The sequence below is a fragment of the Alcaligenes sp. EGD-AK7 genome (assembly GCF_000465875.3).
Taxonomy (GTDB): Bacteria; Pseudomonadota; Gammaproteobacteria; order Burkholderiales; family Burkholderiaceae_B; genus Alcaligenes; species Alcaligenes phenolicus.
Genome location: NZ_AVOG02000008.1, coordinates 1 through 18,410, shown reverse-complemented (window position 1 = coordinate 18,410; position 18,410 = coordinate 1). Strand labels below are relative to the sequence as shown.

The following is an 18,410-nucleotide window of genomic DNA, read 5'->3' as shown; positions in this document are numbered from 1 at the left end:
TTATGTAATTAGTGGGTGGACTTAGCCACGAATATTGGAACCGGGAACACGCAAACGTGTCCCCCTGGAAAGAGAGCTGCCTTTGATATTGTTCAGGCGTCGCAGTTCTGCCACCGAAGTGTCGTACCGTTTGGCCAAGGCGTAAAGTGTATCGCCCTGTCGAACCGTATGGGTGCGCACATTGGCGCCGCGACGCAAAACAACAGTGTCATTCTTGCGGTTGACGCTGGCCGTTTGCGTACGAGCACGGCGTGTGCTTTGCGCTACCGGGGCGGCAGGTGTATTGGTCAGAGAAGCCAGTTGCAGGCTGCCTTCACCCAAGGTGGTGCTGGGCACCAATAGTGTCTGGGCCACGGCCTTGGTGCTCTTGCTACCCAAACCGTTGATGGAGCGCAGCTGCGACAAGGTAATGCCGTGACGCTGGGCAATGGACAGATAGCTTTCGCCGCGCTTGGATTGGTAGGCCTTCCAGTTGCTGAGCTTGCCTTGATAGGCCGCCAGATTGGCATTGAAAATATCCACCTTGTTGGCGGGCAGCAGCAAGGTGCCGCGATCGGCAGGGATCGTGGGGCGATTGTGGGCAGCGTTCAAGGCCTTGAACTCGTCCACGGAGATTTCAGCCAGCTCAGCAGCAAGGGCTACGTCAATGTCCTTGTTCTTGCGCACGGCCGTGAAATACGGTGTGTTGCTGATTGGGGGCAGGGTAATGCCATAACGCTCCGGGTTAGCCACAATGTTTTTGATCGCTTGCAGTTTGGGGACGTAATTACGTGTTTCGTCCGGCATCTTCAGCGATAAGTAGTCAACATCCAGGTTGGCCTGTTCATTACGCTCCATGGCGCGGCGTACCGAACCTTCACCCCAGTTGTAGGAGGCCAGGGCCAAATACCAGTCGCCCTGGAACTCGTACAAGTAAGACAAGTAGTCCAAAGCAGCGCGAGTGGACTCGACCGGGTCACGGCGCTGGTCTACCCACCAGTTCTGCTCCAGCTTGTATTGTGTGCCGGTGCTGGGGATGAACTGCCACAGACCGGACGCATGGGAGCGCGAATAGGCGACGGGGTTATAGGCACTTTCCACAAAAGGCAGCAAGGCCAGTTCGGAAGGCAGGCCACGGGCATCGAGCTCGTCCATGATGTGGTACAGATAGCGCGAGGCGCGCTGGCTCATGGTACGGATGGATTCGGGGTGCGAAGCGTAGTAGTTGGTCCAGTAATCAACCAGATCGGTATGCAGGTTGGGGATGGAGAAACCCCGGCGCATCCGGTCCCACGCGTCTTTGGGTGGGTGGGTCAGATCAATGGTGCGAGACGTATCGGCGGCAATGCTGGTGGAGGTCTTGGCGGCTTTTTGAGGGCTGACCTTGGGGCCTGTGGCGCAGCCTGCCAGCACGAAAGCGCATAGCAGCGCAAAAAGTCTCATTAGGTTCATTGCGGAATCTTCAGAAATTGTTTTTCCAGTCGCGCAGGCTGGCAAATACCTCGACAGGATTATTAAGGGACTGGGCAGCATGGTGCTCGGCAGCCTTGATAACAGCAGTCGTCTCGCAACGCAGAAATGGATTGGTAGCCAATTCTGTTTTCAAGGTGGAGGGCACCGTAGGCAAGTTTTGCTGACGCTTGAGATTATCCTGTTCCCAACGTTCATGCAGCTGGGGATTGTCCGGCTCTACCTGTAGAGCCCAGCGTAAATTGGATAAAGTGTATTCGTGCGCACAGCAGATCAGGGTGTCCGATGGCAGTTTTGCCAACTTGCCCAGGGAATCCGTCATTTGTGCCGGGGTGCCTTCAAACAGGCGTCCGCAACCAGCAGCAAACAAGGTATCACCACAGAAAACAAAGGGCTGTTTTACCTCATTTTGACCAAAGTACGCAACGTGTCCGGCGGTATGGCCGGGGATGTCCAGCACGTCCAGCGTCAGTTCCAGAGTAGGTAACTCGACCTTATCGGACTGGCCGACAGGCACGTCACAGGCAGGCAGACGCTCGTTGGCGGGGCCCCAGACGCGAGCCGGGTGCCTGGCCAGGATATCCATGACACCTCCAACGTGGTCTCCGTGGTGGTGTGTCAGTAAAATGGCATCCAGTTGTAAGGACTCGCGTTCCAGCCAATCCAGAACCGGGGCGGCCTGGCCGGGGTCCACAACCAGGGCATGACCGTTTCGACTTAAAGCCCATATATAGTTGTCGTTCAGGGCTGGTAGTGGAATCAGGCGAACATCGCTTGGCACAGGCCAGGTAAATGCATTCATCATGGTAGAGGGAGAGAGCGCCAGTGGAGCAGACTTTGAATGATCAATTTGCCCAGTGGTTGGAAACCGTACCGGGGCGATATGTGCGGGCTTGGGAACAAGCCGGAATCGATGCGGAGGTGGTCAACACCTTCGGGTATCATGCCATACAAATTGGATTGCCGCATTGGGACCTCCTGGCGCATAGTCGCATCTCCTGCAAGGTATGTACGGCTCAGGCCGGCGTCCTGCCCGCCCAGCAGAAGAACCTGGTTTATGCCGAACCCGAGCATCTGCCTTTTGATACGCAAAGCATTGATCTTTTAATCCTGCCCCATACATTGGAAAGCGCCCGCGACCCGCACCAGGTGTTGCGAGAGGCCGAGCGCGTTCTGGTGCCAGAAGGGCGCATTCTCCTGACGGGTTTCAACCCCTTGAGTTTGTGGGGTGCCCACGACTGGATTCCGGGTCTGGAGCGGGGCACGCCTACCTTGCCGGGAGATGTGATGTCACCCTCGCGCTTGCGCGACTGGTTAAAGCTTTTGTCCTTTGATGTGCAAAGTACGCAGATGGGCTGTTATGCACCGTTGTGCCGTCAGCAGTCCTGGCTGGACCGCTGGTCCTGGATGGAGCAAAGCGGTGCGCGCTGGTGGAGCTTTGCGGGGGCCGTCTACATGATTAGTGCGGTCAAACGCACGCCGGCCTTGCGTATGGTCGGGCCCAAGTGGAAGAAAAACCGTCGGCGTGTGCGTCGGCCAATGGTGGTTGCTGGACGCGCTGCCGATGAAGGAATTAGCAAGACATGACTGATGTTGTCGATATTTGGACCGATGGTGCCTGCAAGGGCAACCCCGGTTTGGGGGGCTGGGGCGCCTTGTTGCGTCATGGCGGACGTGAAAAAGCCATTTGCGGTGGCGAGGCCAATACTACCAATAACCGCATGGAACTGATGGCCGTGATCGAGGCACTCAAAGCCTTGAAACGCCCTTGCCAGGTGCGGGTACACACCGATTCGCAGTACGTACAGAAAGGCATGAACGAATGGTTGCCCGGCTGGAAAGCCCGCGGCTGGCGTACTGCCGATAAAAAGCCCGTCAAGAATGCCGACCTGTGGCAGGAGTTGGAGCAGCAGGCCGCAAAACATGAACTGACCTGGTTATGGGTGCGTGGCCATGCGGGTGATCCCGGTAACGAGCGTGCGGATCAACTGGCCAATGAAGGGGTGGAAATCGCCAGGCAGTTATAAGATCTTGGGCAGAGTTGTAGCCCGCTGATAGTACTATTAGCCACCCGTCATATTTTGTCAGACAGCTTCACCGGCCTGGCCGGTCAGGATAAGCCGCCCATGATTTCCACGCTGCGTCCCACGATTTTTTCTCTGTTTCTTGTACTGTTTGCCAGTAGCAGCCCCAGTTGGGCGCAGTCTGATGCCACGCGGGTGGAAGTGCTGCCCGTGCGGCAAAGTGAGTTGATTCGTGATGTGGCGGCGGTGGGAACCCTGGTGGCCAGAGAGTCCGTCGTGCTGCGGCCCGAGATCAGTGGCCGTATTTCAGCGATCAGCTTTGAAGAAGGTCAGCCCGTCAAAAAAGGCCAGCTCCTGATTCAATTGGACCCGGCCATGGCGCAGGCGCAACTGAATCAGGCACAGGCAAATTTGAATCTGGCCAATAGTCAGCACAAGCGATCTTCGGAATTGAGCCGTCAGGGCTTTATCAGCCAGCAGGCCAAAGACGAGTCCGGTAGCCGCTTGGCTGTTCAGCAAGCCGAAGTGCAATTGGCGCGTGTGCAGCTGGACAAGACCCGTATCCGTGCCCCCTTTGATGGTGTGACCGGCTTGCGTAATGTCTCGGTGGGTGATTATGTTGGGCCGGGTACGGATCTGGTGCAGCTGGAAGCGGTTTCGACCTTGAACGTGGACTTCCGTATTCCCGAACAATATCTGGCCGATGTGAAGGCCGGCATGCCGGTCGAACTGCGCTTTGATGCCTTCCTGGGCGAAACCCGCCATGGCTCGGTGCTGGCTGTCAGCCCGGCGGTGGATACGGCTGGCCGTTCCATTTTGCTGCGGGCCCAGGTACCGAATGAAGATGGCGCTCTGCGCCCCGGTTTGTTCAGCCGTGTACGCCTTGAGCTATCGCGTTATCAGGCCTTGATGGTGCCTGAAACCGCCTTGGCTCCTTCGGGGCAGGATCAGTACATCTATATTGTGAAAGACGGCCGGGCAGAGCGCCGTCAGGTGCAGGTTGGTGTACGCGAGCAGGGCTGGGTACAAGTCACAGGCGATCTGAAAGCGGGCGACAATGTGCTGGTGGCTGGGCTGCAAAAGGTTCGTGATGGAGTGCCGGTCGATATTCAGGAAGTGATCGACGTCCAAACACAGCCGCAGCAATAGGACGGAATCATGGTTCTTTCTGACTTATGTATCCGTCGCCCGGTATTTGCCACGGTTCTGTCTTTGGTGATTGTGCTGGTCGGTTTTATTTCCTATGAACGCCTGACCGTACGCGAATACCCCGCTATTGACGAGCCGGTAGTCTCCGTCATCACCAATTATAAAGGGGCCTCACCGGAGGTGATCGAGTCCCAGGTGACCAAGCCTCTTGAAGATCAGTTGTCCGGGATCGAGGGCGTGAACGTGATGACTTCACGCAGCCGTTCCGAGCGCAGCCTGATCAACATTAAATTCAATTTGGACCGGGCCCCCGATGCCGCTGCCGCCGATGTGCGCGACAAGGTGTCGCGTGCCCGACGTTTCCTGCCCGATGAGGTGGACGAGCCCATCATCAATAAGGTGGAAGCAGACTCCACCCCGATTATTTATGTAGGTGTGGATACCGGCGACTACAGCATGCTGGAGGCCTCGGACTACATCAACCGCTACATTAAAACGCGCCTGTCCGTCTTGCCTGGTGCCGCTGAAGTGCGCGTGTTTGGCGAGCGCTTGCCCGCCATGCGTATCGACCTGGATCGCACCCGCCTGGGAGCCTACCAGCTGACCGTGCAGGATGTGGAAGATGCTCTGCGTAAACAAAACGTGCTGATTCCGGCGGGCCGTATCGAGTCCGATGCCCGCGAGTTTTCCGTGGTTTCCTCCACCGACCTGGAAACGCCCGAGGAATTTCGCAACATCATCATCAGTCAGGCAGCCGGTTATCCGGTGCGCATTTCCGACATTGCCGACGTGCGTATCGGGCCTGCCGAAGAGCGGGTACTGGCCCGATTCAATGGGCAAAACAGTTTGAACATTGGCGTGACCAAACAGTCCACCGCCAACCCGCTGGATCTGTCCAAATCCGTGCGGGCAGAAGTGGAGCGCATCAACGAAAGCCTGCCGGGCAATATGAAGTTGTCCGTGTCTTACGACAGCTCCATCTTCATTCAGAAATCCATTGATTCGGTGTACACCACCATTGCCGAGGCCATCTTGCTGGTGGTGCTGGTGATTGTGTTTTTCCTGCGCAGTTTCCGCGCCAGTGTGATTCCCATTGTGACGATTCCGATCTCCCTGATCGGGGCCTTCGCCATCATGTACATGCTGGGCTTTTCCATCAACACGCTGACCTTGCTGGCCATGGTGCTGGCGATTGGCCTGGTGGTGGACGATGCGATTGTGGTGCTGGAGAACGTGTACCGCCATATCGAAGAGGGCAAGACGGCCATGCAGGCTGCCTTTTTGGGTGTGCGTGAAATTGCCTTTGCCGTGATTGCCATGACGCTAACCCTGGTGGCGGTGTATGCCCCACTGGCTTTTGCCACAGGCCGTACCGGGCGATTATTCATTGAGTTTGCCCTGACCTTGGCGGCTGCCGTGCTGGTATCCGGTTTCGTGGCCCTGACCCTGACGCCCATGATGTGCTCGCGCATGCTGCGTCCACATGGTGCGAAAGTGGGCCGCGTCAGTCAGGGTATCGAAAACTTCCTGGTCTGGCTGACTCGAGGCTACCGCCGTATCCTGATTCGCGCCTTGCGCTGGCGTTTTCTGGTCCTGTTCATTGGTGTGGCCGTTGCCGCGACCAGTGGGCTGCTGTTTACGGTCATCAAAAGCGAACTGGCTCCGATTGAAGACCGAGGTGTGATTTTCGGGATTGTGAATTCGCCCGAAGGCGCTACGCTGGATTACACCTTGCGCAATGTGGAGCGGGTGGAAGAGCTATATCGCGGCATACCGGAGACAGAGGGGTATCAGTCCATTATTGGTTTCCCTACCGTCACCGATTCCTTTGCAATTTTGCGCTTGAAGCCGTGGGAGGAGCGTACACGTAACCAGCAATCCATTGCGCGTGAACTGCAACCGCATTTCTCCGCCATTCCCGGTGCGCGTGCTTTCCCCACTAACCCGCCGTCGTTGGGACAGCGGGCTACGTCCAAGCCGGTGGAGTTTGTGATCATGAGCCAGGCACCGTATCCGGAGCTGGCTAAGATCGTGGACGGTTTTCTGGCTGAGCTGCGAGACTATCCAGGGCTGTTGAACGTGGACACGGACTTGCGCTTGAACACGCCGGAAATCCGTATTGATGTGGACCGCGACAAGCTGGCCGATACCGGCGTATCGGTGGAAGCGGTAGGCCGCACTCTGGAATCCATGCTGGGTGGGCGTCAGGTCACGCGCTACAAGAGTGATGGCGAGCAGTACGACGTGATTGTGCAGGTGGACAAGCAGGCTCGTTCCAGCCCGCAAAACATTCTGGATATTTACGTGCGCACTAAAGATGGTGGCATGGTGCAGGCCTCCAACTTCCTGAATGTGCGCGAGAGCGTATCGCCGCAATCGCTGAACCACTTCAACCGCTTGCGAGCGGTCATTGTGGAAGCATCGGTGGCCCCCGGCTATGCCTTGGGTGAGGTGCTCGAACACATGAATGAGGTGGCTCGCAAGACTTTGCCGGAAACGGTGCAGACAGACCTGGATGGCCAGTCGCGCGAGTTCCGGGATTCCTCGGGCAGTATCTATCTGGTCTTCCTGATGGCACTGGCCTTTATTTATCTGGTGCTGGCCGCGCAGTTTGAAAGCTGGCGCAACCCGCTCATCATCATGCTGTCCGTGCCCTTGTCCATGACAGGGGCCTTGCTGGCCCTATGGCTGTCGGGCGGGACCTTGTCCATTTACAGTCAGATCGGTTTGATTACCCTGGTGGGGCTCATTACCAAGCACGGTATCTTGATTGTGGAATTTGCCACTCAACAACGCGAAGCGGGGGCCAGTTTGTACAATGCCGTGGTGCGCGCTTGCGAGATGCGCCTGCGCCCCATCTTGATGACAACCGGCGCCATGGTGCTGGGGGTCTTGCCGCTGGCCTATGCCTCCGGGGCGGGTGCCGAATCCCGTCAGCAGATTGGTTGGGTGCTGGTGGGCGGCTTGTCCCTGGGAACCTTGTTGACCTTGTTTGTGGTGCCGGTGGCCTATACGCTGATTGCGGGCAAGAAAGAAGGGCAGGACAAGCAACTGGAATTGATTGATAAGCCCGAGGCCTCTGTCTGAACCTGTGGTGCTGGTCTGCGGGGAAGCTGTTTGTATAGCCTCCTTGTCGAGTGCCATTACTGTGATTGAATTTGTAGGGAAAGTGAATGCGTCAAATTATTCTGGATACTGAAACCACCGGTCTGGAGCCTCGTGAAGGGCACCGCATTGTTGAAGTGGGTGGGGTAGAGCTGTTCAATCGTAAATTGACGGGCCGCCATCTGCACTTGTATCTAAACCCGGACCGGGACTCTGATCCTGAAGCTTTGGCAATTCACGGCTTGACCACGGAATTTCTGTCCGGCCACCCACGTTTCAAGGATGTGGTGGATCAGGTGCTGGATTTTGTGCAGGGTGCGGAAGTCATTATTCATAACGCCTCTTTTGATACACGCTTTCTGGATGCCGAGCTGCAAAAGGTAGGTAAAGGCCCGTTCTCCCAGTACTGCGACAGCATCACCGACTCCTTGTTGGTGGCGCGGGAAATGCACCCCGGCAAACGGAACTCCCTGGATGCCCTATGCGAACGCTACGGCATTTCCAACTCCCACCGTACCTTGCACGGCGCTTTGCTGGACTCGGAGTTGCTGGCTGATGTCTGGCTGGCCATGACCCGTGGCCAGGACGCCTTGTTGATGGACTTTGACGAGTCTGATGGGCAAGGTGGGGATGGCAGCAATCTGAGCCTGGGCAAGTTTGACGCCAGCGTGCTGAAAGTGCTGCGCGCGTCCGAAGCCGATCAGGCCGAGCATGAGAAATACATGGACGTGCTGGAAAAGCAGAACAAGAAGCCGCCCATGTGGCGTGAGATGCTCAACCCGGCAACGGAGTAATTATTTAAGAAAAGAGCTGGCCCTGAACTTGTAAATCAATCAGGGCCATGCTATAGTTTTTTTCTTCGCAGCTTTTGTAGTTCTTTAAAGCTCCGGGCGGTTAACTCAGTGGTAGAGTGCCACCTTCACACGGTGGAAGTCACAAGTTCGAACCTTGTACCGCCCACCATCTCTACCTTCATTTAATTCCCCCTCATAGTGTCATTGCCCTTTTTTGTGGCGGCTTGTTTGCGTCCTGCTTATGCTTGGGCTAATTGCTGCCTGCTCAATGCAAAACGCCCCATGGATATTCACGGGGCGTTTTTTATTGCCAGTCAGGATACGGTGCCTGATGAAGGCATCCCGGCCTGTCTTACAACCAGGTCAAACCAATCGAGATAACAATACCCGAGACAATCAGCTGAATCAGGCAAAAGCCCATGATGTCCTTGGCTTTCAGACCGGCAATCGCCAATACCGGCAAGGCCCAGAAAGGCTGGAGCATATTGGTCCAGGAGTCGCCCCAGGCAACGGCCATGGCGGTGCGCGCCATGTCAGCATCCAGAGCCTGTGTGGCAGCAATCACGACCGGGCTTTGTACCGCCCACTGGCCACCGCCCGAGGGCACAAAGATATTGACCAGACCGGCGCTCATGAAGGTCCAGAAGGGCAGGGTGGTAGCAGTGGCAAAGGACACCAACCACTCGGACAGGCTGGCAGCCAGACCGGAGTCGATCATGATGGCCATGATGCCTGCGTAGAAGGGGAACTGAATCACAATCCCGGCACCGCCGCGAATGGCTTCATCCAGGCTTTTCAGCAGACGACGTGGAGTCCCGTGCAGCAAGATGGCCAGAATCAGGAAGGTGAAGTTGATCACGTTCAGGTTCAGGGTTGCACCACGCAGCACGTAGTAGTCAAACAGGTAGGCCAGGCCAGCGACACCAATCACGATGGAGATCAGACGGCTGTTTTCCAGACGGTCTGCTGGGCGATCGGTGGTCTGGTTGACGTCGTTTGGCGTGTCTTCCAGCAGCTTGGGGTCGACGTAAATGCTTTCCTTGTCGCTGGGCAGCATCAAGCGGTTGATCAGCGGCACCAGAATGAACAGGGCGATCACAATGGCCAGGTTAAAGAAGGCGAAGATGGTGTCAGATGTACTGATGATGCCGATCTTGTCTTCAGAGAAGTGGCCCGAGGTGGCAATGGTCAGTGGTACAGAACCGGCCAGGCCACCGTGCCAGACCAGAAAGCCCGAGTAGGCACTGGCAACCAGCAAGCGGTAGTCCACGCGGACCTGACGAGCCAGTTCTTTGGCGAACAGGGCACCGACCACCAGGCCGAAACCCCAGTTGATCCAGCTGGCCGCCAGCGACACCAGGGTCACCAGAATGATGGCGGATCCAGCCGAACGGGCCAGCGAGGCCAGGCCACGCAACCAGCTTTTTACCAGTGGCGTGCTGGCCAGCATGTGACCGGTCAGCAAGACCAGCAACATTTGCATGGCAAAGGTCAGTAGACCCCAAAAGCCGTTACCCCAATATTGGATGATCTCCATGGGAGAGCGTTGCTCAAACGCCATTGCCGCAATACCGGCAATCAGTGTGAGCAGGATGACGAAAATATACGGATCGGGTAGATAGCGTTCAACCAGGCGGACCGAACCGCGCGTCATGGCTTTAAACATAAATTGTGCTCCTGTGGATTTGCGCCAGTATTTGCGCGGGTCCAGATGTCTTGGGATCGTTTTGATGCCTGTTTGTGCAGGCACTTTGCTGGCAGCATTTTGATAGGAATGCTCAGTACAGCCGTATTGTTGGCGAGAAGCCGCAAATTGGGAAGACGGGAAAACCTGAACCTTAAAGTTTCTGGCTAGTTGTAGTTCTTCGCTATATGCTCTACTATATAGCGGTGTTTTCGAAAGAACCATCACTCATCGCTCGATGATGGGTTCTATTTACGGGCCCCTTGGGGTCCGTTTTTTTTTGTGCCGCATCTTTGCGTGGCGTCAGTTCATAAATCAATTAGAAAGATCGAATAGGGAAGGGGAATGAGACATCAGTCCAAACGTGCCACAGCAGCGCGTCATCAGTCCGTCTGCTTTGTGCCGCGCGCATTGGTCTTGAGCATGATGGGGGCCTTGGCAGTTAGCCAGGCTCAGGCTCAGGAAAACAATGACCGTGTGTTTCAGCTGGGCAAAGTGGTTGTTCAGTCCAGCCTGGATCGCGAGGCTCCTTTGGGGGAGAGCGCAGTCAGCCAGAAAGAAATGCAGGCTTTTGATTTGCGCGATGTGGGTGCCGCCGTTAGTGTGCAACCCGGCGTGACCGTTTCGGCGGGCGGTGCTCGTAACGAACAGATGGTCTATGTGCGTGGCTTCGATTCGCGTCAGGTGCCCTTGTTTCTTGACGGTATTCCACAGTACGTGCCGTACGACGGCTATGTGGACTTTACCCGTTTCACCACCATGGACCTGAGCGAAATTCGCGTGGCCAAGGGAGCAGCTTCCTTACTGTATGGCCCCAATATCATGGGCGGTGCCATCAACCTGGTGACCCGTAAACCCGTCAAAGAGTTTGAAGGCGAGTTCCGCGCCGGTTACGCTACGGGCGATCAACGCTACAGTGCCTTGAACGTGGGCACCAATCAGGGTTCCTGGTACATGCAGGCAGGCTTGTCCTGGTCAGGCGAACGCAGCTTCCCCTTGGGTCGTGGGTTTGAAGATCAAAAAGCACGTCCTACCGACACGGGTGGCATGCGCAGCAATGCTTCTCAAATGGACAAGAAAGCGTCCTTCAAACTGGGTATCACTCCCAATGCGACGGATGAATACGTTATTGGCTACGTGAACCAGAAAGGTCAGAAAGACAATCCGGTCTACACCGGCGTGAACGATGCCAAGCTGGGTCAACGCTACTGGCGCTGGCCATACTGGGACAAGGAAAGCCTGTACTTCCTGAGCTCCACACAGATTGGCGAGAGCAACACGATCAAGACCCGCGTGTACGAAGACAAGTACAAGAACGGTCTGGATATGTATAGCAATGATCAATACGCGACCCTGACTGGCCCGACCAGCGAGTACACGGACCGTACCCGTGGCGCTGCCCTGGAATGGGTCAACACCAGCCTGGACAATCACGAGCTGCATTTTGCCTTGCACTACAAGGAAGATCAGCACCGTGATCCCAAGCCATCGGGCACTGAGCACTACAAGGACGTGACCACGTCTCTGGCGTTTGAAGACCGTATTGCTGTGGGTGAGCTGTGGCAGTTGCGCGTGGGTGCCAGCCACGAACGTCGCAAAGCCAAAGAAGCGCACAACTTTGAAACCGGCGATACCGATGCCACCAACGGTTTGCTGGAGCTGGGTTACGACTGGAGCGATGCCATGCAGGTCTACGGTAGCGTGGCTTACAAGACTCGTTTTCCCACGATTAAAGATCGCTACTCCAGCCGCATGGGCTACGCCCAACCTAATCCGGATCTGAAACCCGAGCACGCCATTCACTATGAACTGGGCTTGCGCGGTCAGCCATGGGAAGGTGCACAGCTGGAATCGGCGCTGTTCTTGAGCCAGGTGCGTGACATGATTCAAAGCACGGTTATTCAGGCTCCCGGTTGTGACAAGTACCGTCCAGTGGGTTTTTGTGATCAGGCCACCAACGTCGGCAAGGCTCGTCAAATGGGTCTGGAGCTGTCTTTGCAGCAGGAGCTTTCTGCTCATTGGTCGGCAGGCCTGGCGTACACATATTTGAATCGTCGCAACCAGTCTGACCCGGACGTCAAATTGGTGGATACACCCAATCATCGCCTGTTTGCTCACCTGAGCTGGAAGCCCACTGCGCAGTGGGAAGTGATGGGTTCGGTGGAAACCGAAAGCGGCCGCTACTACTCCTACGCCAATAGCAAGGGTGATCAGATCTACGAAAAAACACCGGGCTTTGCCTTGTTGAGCTTGAAAGGTATCTGGCGTCCGAATTCGGACATCACACTGGAAGCCGGTGTGCGTAATCTGGGCGACAAGCTGTACCAATACAAAGAAGGCTACCCCATGCCCGGACGTGTCTGGTTTGTGGGCGGAAGCTATCGTTTCTAAAGCCGTTTTGTGATTTGCAGTTAAAGGGGGAGAGGCATAAATGAAGCGTCGTGATGTATTGCGTGCCTGGGTGGCACTGACTATGTTGGCGCCTCATGCCCGTTTGCTGGCCCGGTCCGAACAGGCCGGGACCAGCCGCTCTATCAGCTTGCATATCAGTGTGGCGGGCAAGCTGCCTGATCCGGCTCAAGTGGGGCGGGTAGTGGCAGCCGGTCCGCCCGCTTCTGTGCTGGTGTATTGCCTGGCACCCCACGCGCTCTTAGGTTGGCCTTTTCAGCTGGCTCCTGCTGCACGCAGCATGATGGAGGCCGCTGGTTTTTCCTTGCCGTATCTTGGCCGTCTGGCCGGTCGGGGCAGTACCTTGTCCCTGGAAAGCCTGCTGGCCTTGAAGCCCGATATGGTGGTGGATATAGGCGATGTGAATCCCTATTACGAGTCTGCCGCCAAATCCGTGCAAGAGCAGACGGGCGTGCCTTATGTCTTGCTGGATGGTCGCCTGAAAGACAGCCCGGCGCAGTTGCGTCAGGCAGGTCATATCCTGGGGCAGGCCGAGCGCGGCCAGCAATTGGCCTTGCGTGCACAAGCGATTCTGGATACCGCACATCAGGCCGCCAACCCCCGCGCCAAAGGCTTGAAAGCCTATTTGGCACGCGGTAACGATGGTCTGGAAACCGGCATGGGTCAATCCATTCATACCGAGGTGCTGCGGCTTTGCGGTTTGACGGTAATGGGTGACGAGAAAACCGATAATCGCCTGGGCCGTATTTCCTACGAACAATTATTGGCCTGGGACCCGGACATGCTGTTTGCTCAGGATGATGCTTTCTTTGAGCTGGCCCGTACTCAGGCTCCCTGGAATCAGCTCAAGGCAGTGAAGGAAGGACGCTTGTACCGCGTACCCGCCTTGCCCTTTGGCTGGCTGGATGGCCCGCCGGGAGTCAATCGTCTGGCCGGGGTGATCTGGCTTAATGCCTTGCTGGAAGGCAGTGCTGCCATGCCACGCATGTATTCAGAGTTGCAGGAGTTTTACTCGGCTTTTTACGGCATGTCCTTGAGCGACGAGCAGGTCAAGCGATTGGTACAAGGGCTGGACCTGCTGGGTTCGCAGCAAGGAGCATGAAGTCAGGTTTGTCCTACGGGCTACTACTGCTTTTACTGGGGCTAGTTCTGGCCGTATTGGTGGTGTTTGCCCTGGGGCAGGGGGCGTATCCCTTGTCCGGAACAGAAGTGCTGCGCGCCTTGGTCGCCGGTTTTGGTAGCGATCCAGAAGCGGGGCAGGGTCAGGCCGTACGCGTGGTCTGGGATTTGCGTCTGCCACGTATTGCAGCGGCTTTGCTGGTGGGGGCGGCGCTCTCGACCGCAGGCGCGGCGTATCAAACCATGTTTCGCAATCCACTGGTTTCACCCGATATCCTGGGTGTGTCCTCGGGTGCAGGTCTGGGGGCGATTCTGGCCATTTATTTGAATTTTTCCTTGTTCGGCGTACAGATGGCGGCCTTTGTTGGCGGCCTGCTAGCGGTGGGCATTGTCTTGAGTCTGGCGCGCATGCTGCGCCATCATCCACCTATCCTGATACTGGTTCTGGCCGGGATGGCGGTGGGTACCTTGCTGGGTGCTGCCCTATCGCTTATCAAGATTCTGGCTGATCCATACTCCCAATTGCCTTCCATGACCTTCTGGCTGCTGGGTGGGCTAAGCGCTGTGCGCTCTTACGAAGTCTGGCCCGCTGCATTGATGGTATTGGCGTGCATCGTCCCTGTCTGGCTTTTGCGCTGGCGTATCAATGTCCTGGCCCTGCAAGATGACGAGGCCCGCTCCTTGGGTATGTCCGTCTCTGCCTTGCGTTGTCTGCTGATCGTTTGCGCGACCTTGATGACGGCGGTGTGCGTGGCCCTGGCTGGAATTATAGGTTGGGTCGGTTTGCTGATCCCGCACGCGGCCCGTTTATTGGTTGGCCCGGACTTCTCCCGTCTATTGCCCGTTTGCTTGTTGGTGGGCGCCGCCTTCCTCTTGTTAACCGATACCTTGGCACGCAGCATAGGCACGCTGGAATTGCCCTTGGGTGTGCTGACGGCCTTGGTGGGTGCTCCCGGCTTCTTGCTGTTGCTGGCTCGTGGTGCGAGGCAGCGATGAGCGAACAAGGCTTGGAAGCGATTGATCTGGCTGTAGGCTACGGGCGCAAGCAAGTCGCCAGTAATTTGAATCTGCGCGTACAGACCGGGCAGGTCGTTTGTTTGCTCGGGCCCAATGGCAGCGGTAAGTCCACCTTGCTGCGCACCTTGCTGGGCCTGCAGCCGCCTTTAAAAGGGCAGGTGAAGGTGCAGGGCAAGCCCCTGGAGCGATGGAGTGCGCGTGCCCTGGCCAGACAACTGGCCTATGTACCGCAAGCGCAGGAGTCGGCCTTTGCCTTCACGGTAGAACAATGGGTCTTGCTAGGTTGTGCCAGTGAGCTGGCCTGGTACACCCAACCTCGGGCCGCCGACCGGCAATGGGTAGGCGTTTGCCTGGAGCGGTTGGGCATCGGGCAGCTAGCTCAAAAGCGCATTGATCAGATCAGCGGGGGAGAGCGCCAGCTGTGCGTGATTGCACGGGCCTTGGTGCAGCGTTCACAGTTCTTGATCATGGACGAACCCGCCTCCAGCCTGGACTTCGCGAATCAATTACGGGTACTGGATCAAGTCTCGCACTTGCGTCAGGAAGGTCTGGGTGTGCTTTTGTGTACGCATCAACCCGAACATGCGGCCCGCGTGGCGGACTGGGTGATCTTGTACCGGGAGGGGGGCATATTGGCGCAGGGAGAGCCCCGCGACATGCTTAGTCAGGCCAGTTTGCGCCAGCTGTACCAACTGCCAGCGCATGCCTTTGAACTACCTGATTGGTATGCGCGAGGGGCCTGAGGCCCCCCGAGCTTCTCACATGTTTTTCAAGGCAGCACGACCATATTGGTTGTTGTGCTCCACTACACGCGTCAGCATGGTCATAAAGGTCTGGCGCTGCTTGGCGGTCAGTGGGTCCAGCAGTCGTTCCTGGGCGCGGTTCATGCCCGCACTGATTTCCTTCATCGCCGCCAATCCTGCTTCGGTGATGTAGGTCTGGCGGGAGCGGCGGTCTTCGGGGTTGATACGGCGTCCCAGCAAACCTTTTTCCTCCAGCCTGCGGATGACATCGGCCGAGGTGGTGCGATCCAGCCCCAGCTCGTAGCCGATCGTGGTTTGATCCAGCCAGGGTGAACCCATCAACACGGACAGGACACCGTGCTGGACAGGGGTGAGGTCACTTTTGCACTCCTCGTAAAACATGGCGTAGTGAATCTGGTTAAGACGGCGGACCAGAAAACCAGGCCGGGACCACAGTTTGCGTCGATACAGCTCGGCATTTTCTTCTTCCACTGGACCCAGGATTTCGGCCTCGTCGGCTTCCAGTCGTTCTTCTTGCTTTAGCTCGGCGTGATTCTTCATGGATAAGTCAGTCATCGATTGAGTGGCCTTCAGCCCGTTGCCAACAAGGCAGCACACTGAAAGCGGGACGACCTGCAAAGGGTACGGCTGCAAGGTCGGCGTCTACAAGGAAAGCAGGGCTACGCTAACGTGAACAAAAGCCCTGATTTCTGATTTGCAGTCATTTCTACAGGCGCTGTCCACGCCCCAAAGTATATGTGATTTCCCGACTTGCTGAAAACAATAATAATCAGCATACTGATAGATATTGTTGGGGGGTCAAACGATTGACCTTATGTAAATCAATAATTTAGGGAAAATTTACGGTGAAACGTATTAAAAAAATAGCACTGGAGGAGCACTTCAACGCCGTTGGCTTTGAGGATTATTCCAAGGCCTTTGTCAAACATATTGACAGTGCCGACGCGCGTGAACTGATGGCTCGTTTGCATGACTTCGACGCCCAGCGTCTGGAGGTGATGGATCGTGCCGGTATCGAGTACGTTGTGCTGTCGCAGACCGGCCCTGGGGTACAGGTGGAAAAGGATGTGTCCGTCGCTATCGAGCGTTCACGTCAGAACAATGATTTCCTGGCGCAGCAAATTGCACGCCATCCCGATCGTCTGGGCGGCTTTGCCACTTTGCCCATGCAAGACCCGGCTGCTGCCGCGCAGGAATTGACGCGTGCGGTGCATGATCTGGGCTTGAAAGGCGCTTTGGTTAACGGTCACACGCATGGCGTGTACTACGATGGCCGCGAATATGATGCCTTCTGGGAAACCGTGCAGAAGCTGGATGTGCCGTTCTATCTGCACCCCTTTGATGCTTATGAAATGCCGCACGCTTACACGGGCCACCCGGAGCTGATGGGTGCAACCTGGGGCTGGGGCGTGGAAACCGGCACCCACGCGCTGCGCATGTTGTTCGGTGGTGTGTTTGATCGCTGCCCGGATGTGAAGTTGATCTTGGGTCATATGGGTGAAGGCTTGCCGTTCCAGCGCTGGCGCTACGACAGCCGCTTTGCCGTGTACCCACATGGTGTGACCTTGAAGCGCAAGCCTTCCGAGTACATCGGCAGCAACATCCTGATCACTACTTCGGGTGTCTGTTCTGCCCCAACGCTAATGGGCGCAATTGGTGAAATGGGTGCCGAAGCCGTGCTGTTCTCGGTTGATTACCCCTACGAGTCCACCGAGCTGGCCGCTGATTTCATCGAGGCAGCGCCTATGGATGACAAGACACGCGAGCTGGTTTGCTACGGCAACGCTGCCCGTCTGTTCAAGCTGGACCGGAGCTAAGCATGAGCACATTTCTGTACGGCGCTCATGTGCACGCCAATGGCATTCGTCAGCATTACCTGCGTTTTGGTGGTTCCGTTGGTGGGCGTGACCAGCGTCCTGCCGTCATCATCGTTCCCGGCATTACCAGCCCGGCGGTGACCTGGGGTTTTGTGGGTGAACAATTCGGCAAGCATTTTGATACCTACATTCAAGACGTGCGTGGTCGCGGCTTGAGCGAAGCGGCTGAAGGTATGGATTACAGCCTGGATGCGCAGGCGGATGACTTGATTGCACTGGCTCAGGCGCTGGGCCTGAAGGACTACATCGTGGTTGGTCACTCCATGGGTGCCCGCATTGGTTTGCGTGCCGCTCACAAGAACAGCGAGGGCCTGAATCGTCTGGTGATGGTTGATCCGCCAGTGTCTGGCCCAGGTCGTCGCGCTTATCCCTCCAAGTTGCCCTGGTACGTGGATTCCATGGCGATGGCTCGCAAGGGTTGCACGGCTGACGATATGCGTGCCTTCTGCCCGACCTGGACCGAAGAGCAATTGCAATTGCGTGCCCAGTGGCTGCACACCTGTTACGAGCCTGCGATTCTGGCCAGCTTTGAGGGCTTTCATACCGACGATATTCATGTCGACTTCCCGCATTTGACCGTGCCTGCCTTGCTGATGACAGCCGAGCGCGGGGATGTGGTACGCGATGAAGACGTAGCCGAGATTCAGCAGTTGGCCCCTGGCGTTCAGCACGTTCGCGTGCCTGATGCCGGTCACATGATTCCTTGGGATAACGAAGCAGGCTTTTACGAAGCCTTCGGTGACTTCCTGGGCCAGCGCTTGGTGTGATGTTGAGCAGGGGCCGCCAAGGCGGCCCTGTCGTGATTAGGCATGTCGGTTTGAAGCCGAGGTGTCTCACTAGGAGAGACAAAATGGCAGTGAGTGATTATCAACTTATCGAAGCATGGCAAGAGGTTCTACGTCTGTCCAAGCTGCAAGCAGGTCAAACCGTGACCCTGCTGACCAGCTCCACGACGAATCAGCAAACCATGCAGTGTGCGCAGATCGCGGCCCAGTCCATGGGCGCGGTGGTAAATCGTC

At 56.7% G+C, this 18,410-nt stretch carries 15 protein-coding genes, 1 tRNA gene and 1 pseudogene; 13 read left to right on the top strand and 4 right to left on the bottom strand.

What is annotated here, in order from left to right:
• Positions 1–21: 21 nt before the first annotated feature.
• Both N879_RS08045 and gloB read right to left on the bottom strand, forming a co-directional pair.
• Entirely contained in the window at positions 22–1,431 is a 1,410-nt protein-coding gene (locus N879_RS08045; RefSeq protein WP_031232537.1) for a transglycosylase SLT domain-containing protein, read from the bottom strand.
• Between the two features lie 10 nt (positions 1,432–1,441).
• A complete protein-coding gene (gene gloB, locus N879_RS08040) occupies positions 1,442–2,251 on the bottom strand; it encodes a hydroxyacylglutathione hydrolase (protein WP_031232534.1) in 810 nt (269 codons plus the stop codon).
• 23 nt (positions 2,252–2,274) lie between these two features.
• Here gloB and N879_RS08035 point away from each other — a divergent pair, with 23 nt between their 5' ends.
• The 6 genes from N879_RS08035 to N879_RS08010 all read left to right on the top strand — a co-directional run bounded on the left by N879_RS08035 (position 2,275) and on the right by N879_RS08010 (position 8,690).
• The gene (locus N879_RS08035) at positions 2,275–3,036 is read left to right on the top strand and encodes a class I SAM-dependent methyltransferase (protein ID WP_009460825.1); all 762 of its coding nucleotides are present in this window, start codon (positions 2,275–2,277) and stop codon (positions 3,034–3,036) included.
• Entirely contained in the window at positions 3,033–3,476 is a 444-nt protein-coding gene (gene rnhA, locus N879_RS08030; protein WP_022983314.1) for a ribonuclease HI, read from the top strand. The genes N879_RS08035 and rnhA overlap by 4 nt, the downstream gene beginning before the upstream one ends.
• Before the next feature lie 99 nt (positions 3,477–3,575).
• Positions 3,576–4,622 carry an efflux RND transporter periplasmic adaptor subunit gene (locus tag N879_RS08025; protein ID WP_009460829.1) on the top strand — a complete coding sequence of 349 codons (1,047 nt, stop codon included), beginning with the start codon at positions 3,576–3,578 and terminating at the stop codon, positions 4,620–4,622.
• 9 nt (positions 4,623–4,631) lie between these two features.
• Entirely contained in the window at positions 4,632–7,709 is a 3,078-nt protein-coding gene (locus tag N879_RS08020) for an efflux RND transporter permease subunit (protein ID WP_009460831.1), read from the top strand.
• Between the two features lie 86 nt (positions 7,710–7,795).
• Entirely contained in the window at positions 7,796–8,521 is a 726-nt protein-coding gene (gene dnaQ, locus N879_RS08015) for a DNA polymerase III subunit epsilon (protein WP_009460833.1), read from the top strand.
• A 94-nt stretch (positions 8,522–8,615) separates the two neighbouring features.
• Positions 8,616–8,690: transfer RNA gene (locus tag N879_RS08010), tRNA-Val, on the top strand.
• A 183-nt stretch (positions 8,691–8,873) separates the two neighbouring features.
• Here the strand turns inward: N879_RS08010 and N879_RS08005 are convergent.
• Positions 8,874–10,187, bottom strand: coding sequence for a short-chain fatty acid transporter (locus tag N879_RS08005; RefSeq protein ID WP_009460835.1), 1,314 nt, complete (start codon positions 10,185–10,187; stop codon positions 8,874–8,876).
• Between the two features lie 363 nt (positions 10,188–10,550).
• Between N879_RS08005 and N879_RS08000 the strand changes: the two genes are divergently transcribed.
• Genes N879_RS08000 through N879_RS07985 form a run of 4 tightly spaced genes read left to right on the top strand, consistent with a single transcriptional unit; the run spans position 10,551 to position 15,493 of the window.
• On the top strand, positions 10,551–12,596 hold the full coding sequence (locus N879_RS08000) for a TonB-dependent receptor plug domain-containing protein (RefSeq protein WP_022983313.1): 2,046 nt from the start codon (positions 10,551–10,553) through the stop codon (positions 12,594–12,596).
• A 40-nt stretch (positions 12,597–12,636) separates the two neighbouring features.
• Complete coding sequence (locus N879_RS07995) at positions 12,637–13,716, top strand: ABC transporter substrate-binding protein (RefSeq protein WP_009460836.1); 1,080 nt, start codon at positions 12,637–12,639, stop codon at positions 13,714–13,716.
• Complete coding sequence (locus tag N879_RS07990; protein ID WP_009460838.1) at positions 13,713–14,729, top strand: FecCD family ABC transporter permease; 1,017 nt, start codon at positions 13,713–13,715, stop codon at positions 14,727–14,729. The genes N879_RS07995 and N879_RS07990 overlap by 4 nt, the downstream gene beginning before the upstream one ends.
• Positions 14,726–15,493, top strand: coding sequence for an ABC transporter ATP-binding protein (locus N879_RS07985; protein WP_009460840.1), 768 nt, complete (start codon positions 14,726–14,728; stop codon positions 15,491–15,493). The genes N879_RS07990 and N879_RS07985 overlap by 4 nt, the downstream gene beginning before the upstream one ends.
• Positions 15,494–15,508: 15 nt before the next feature.
• Here N879_RS07985 and N879_RS07980 read toward each other — a convergent pair whose 3' ends face one another.
• Positions 15,509–16,069, bottom strand: coding sequence for a MarR family winged helix-turn-helix transcriptional regulator (locus N879_RS07980; RefSeq protein ID WP_009460842.1), 561 nt, complete (start codon positions 16,067–16,069; stop codon positions 15,509–15,511).
• A gap of 290 nt (positions 16,070–16,359) precedes the next feature.
• Here N879_RS07980 and N879_RS07975 point away from each other — a divergent pair, with 290 nt between their 5' ends.
• The 3 genes and pseudogenes from N879_RS07975 to N879_RS20395 form a co-directional block, all read left to right on the top strand.
• Entirely contained in the window at positions 16,360–17,331 is a 972-nt protein-coding gene (locus N879_RS07975; protein WP_009460844.1) for an amidohydrolase family protein, read from the top strand.
• A 2-nt stretch (positions 17,332–17,333) separates the two neighbouring features.
• Positions 17,334–18,158: an alpha/beta fold hydrolase gene (locus N879_RS07970; RefSeq protein WP_009460846.1), complete on the top strand. Its 825-nt coding sequence runs from the start codon at positions 17,334–17,336 to the stop codon at positions 18,156–18,158.
• A gap of 83 nt (positions 18,159–18,241) precedes the next feature.
• Positions 18,242–18,410: pseudogene (locus N879_RS20395) on the top strand (2,5-dihydroxypyridine 5,6-dioxygenase); the annotation flags it as partial.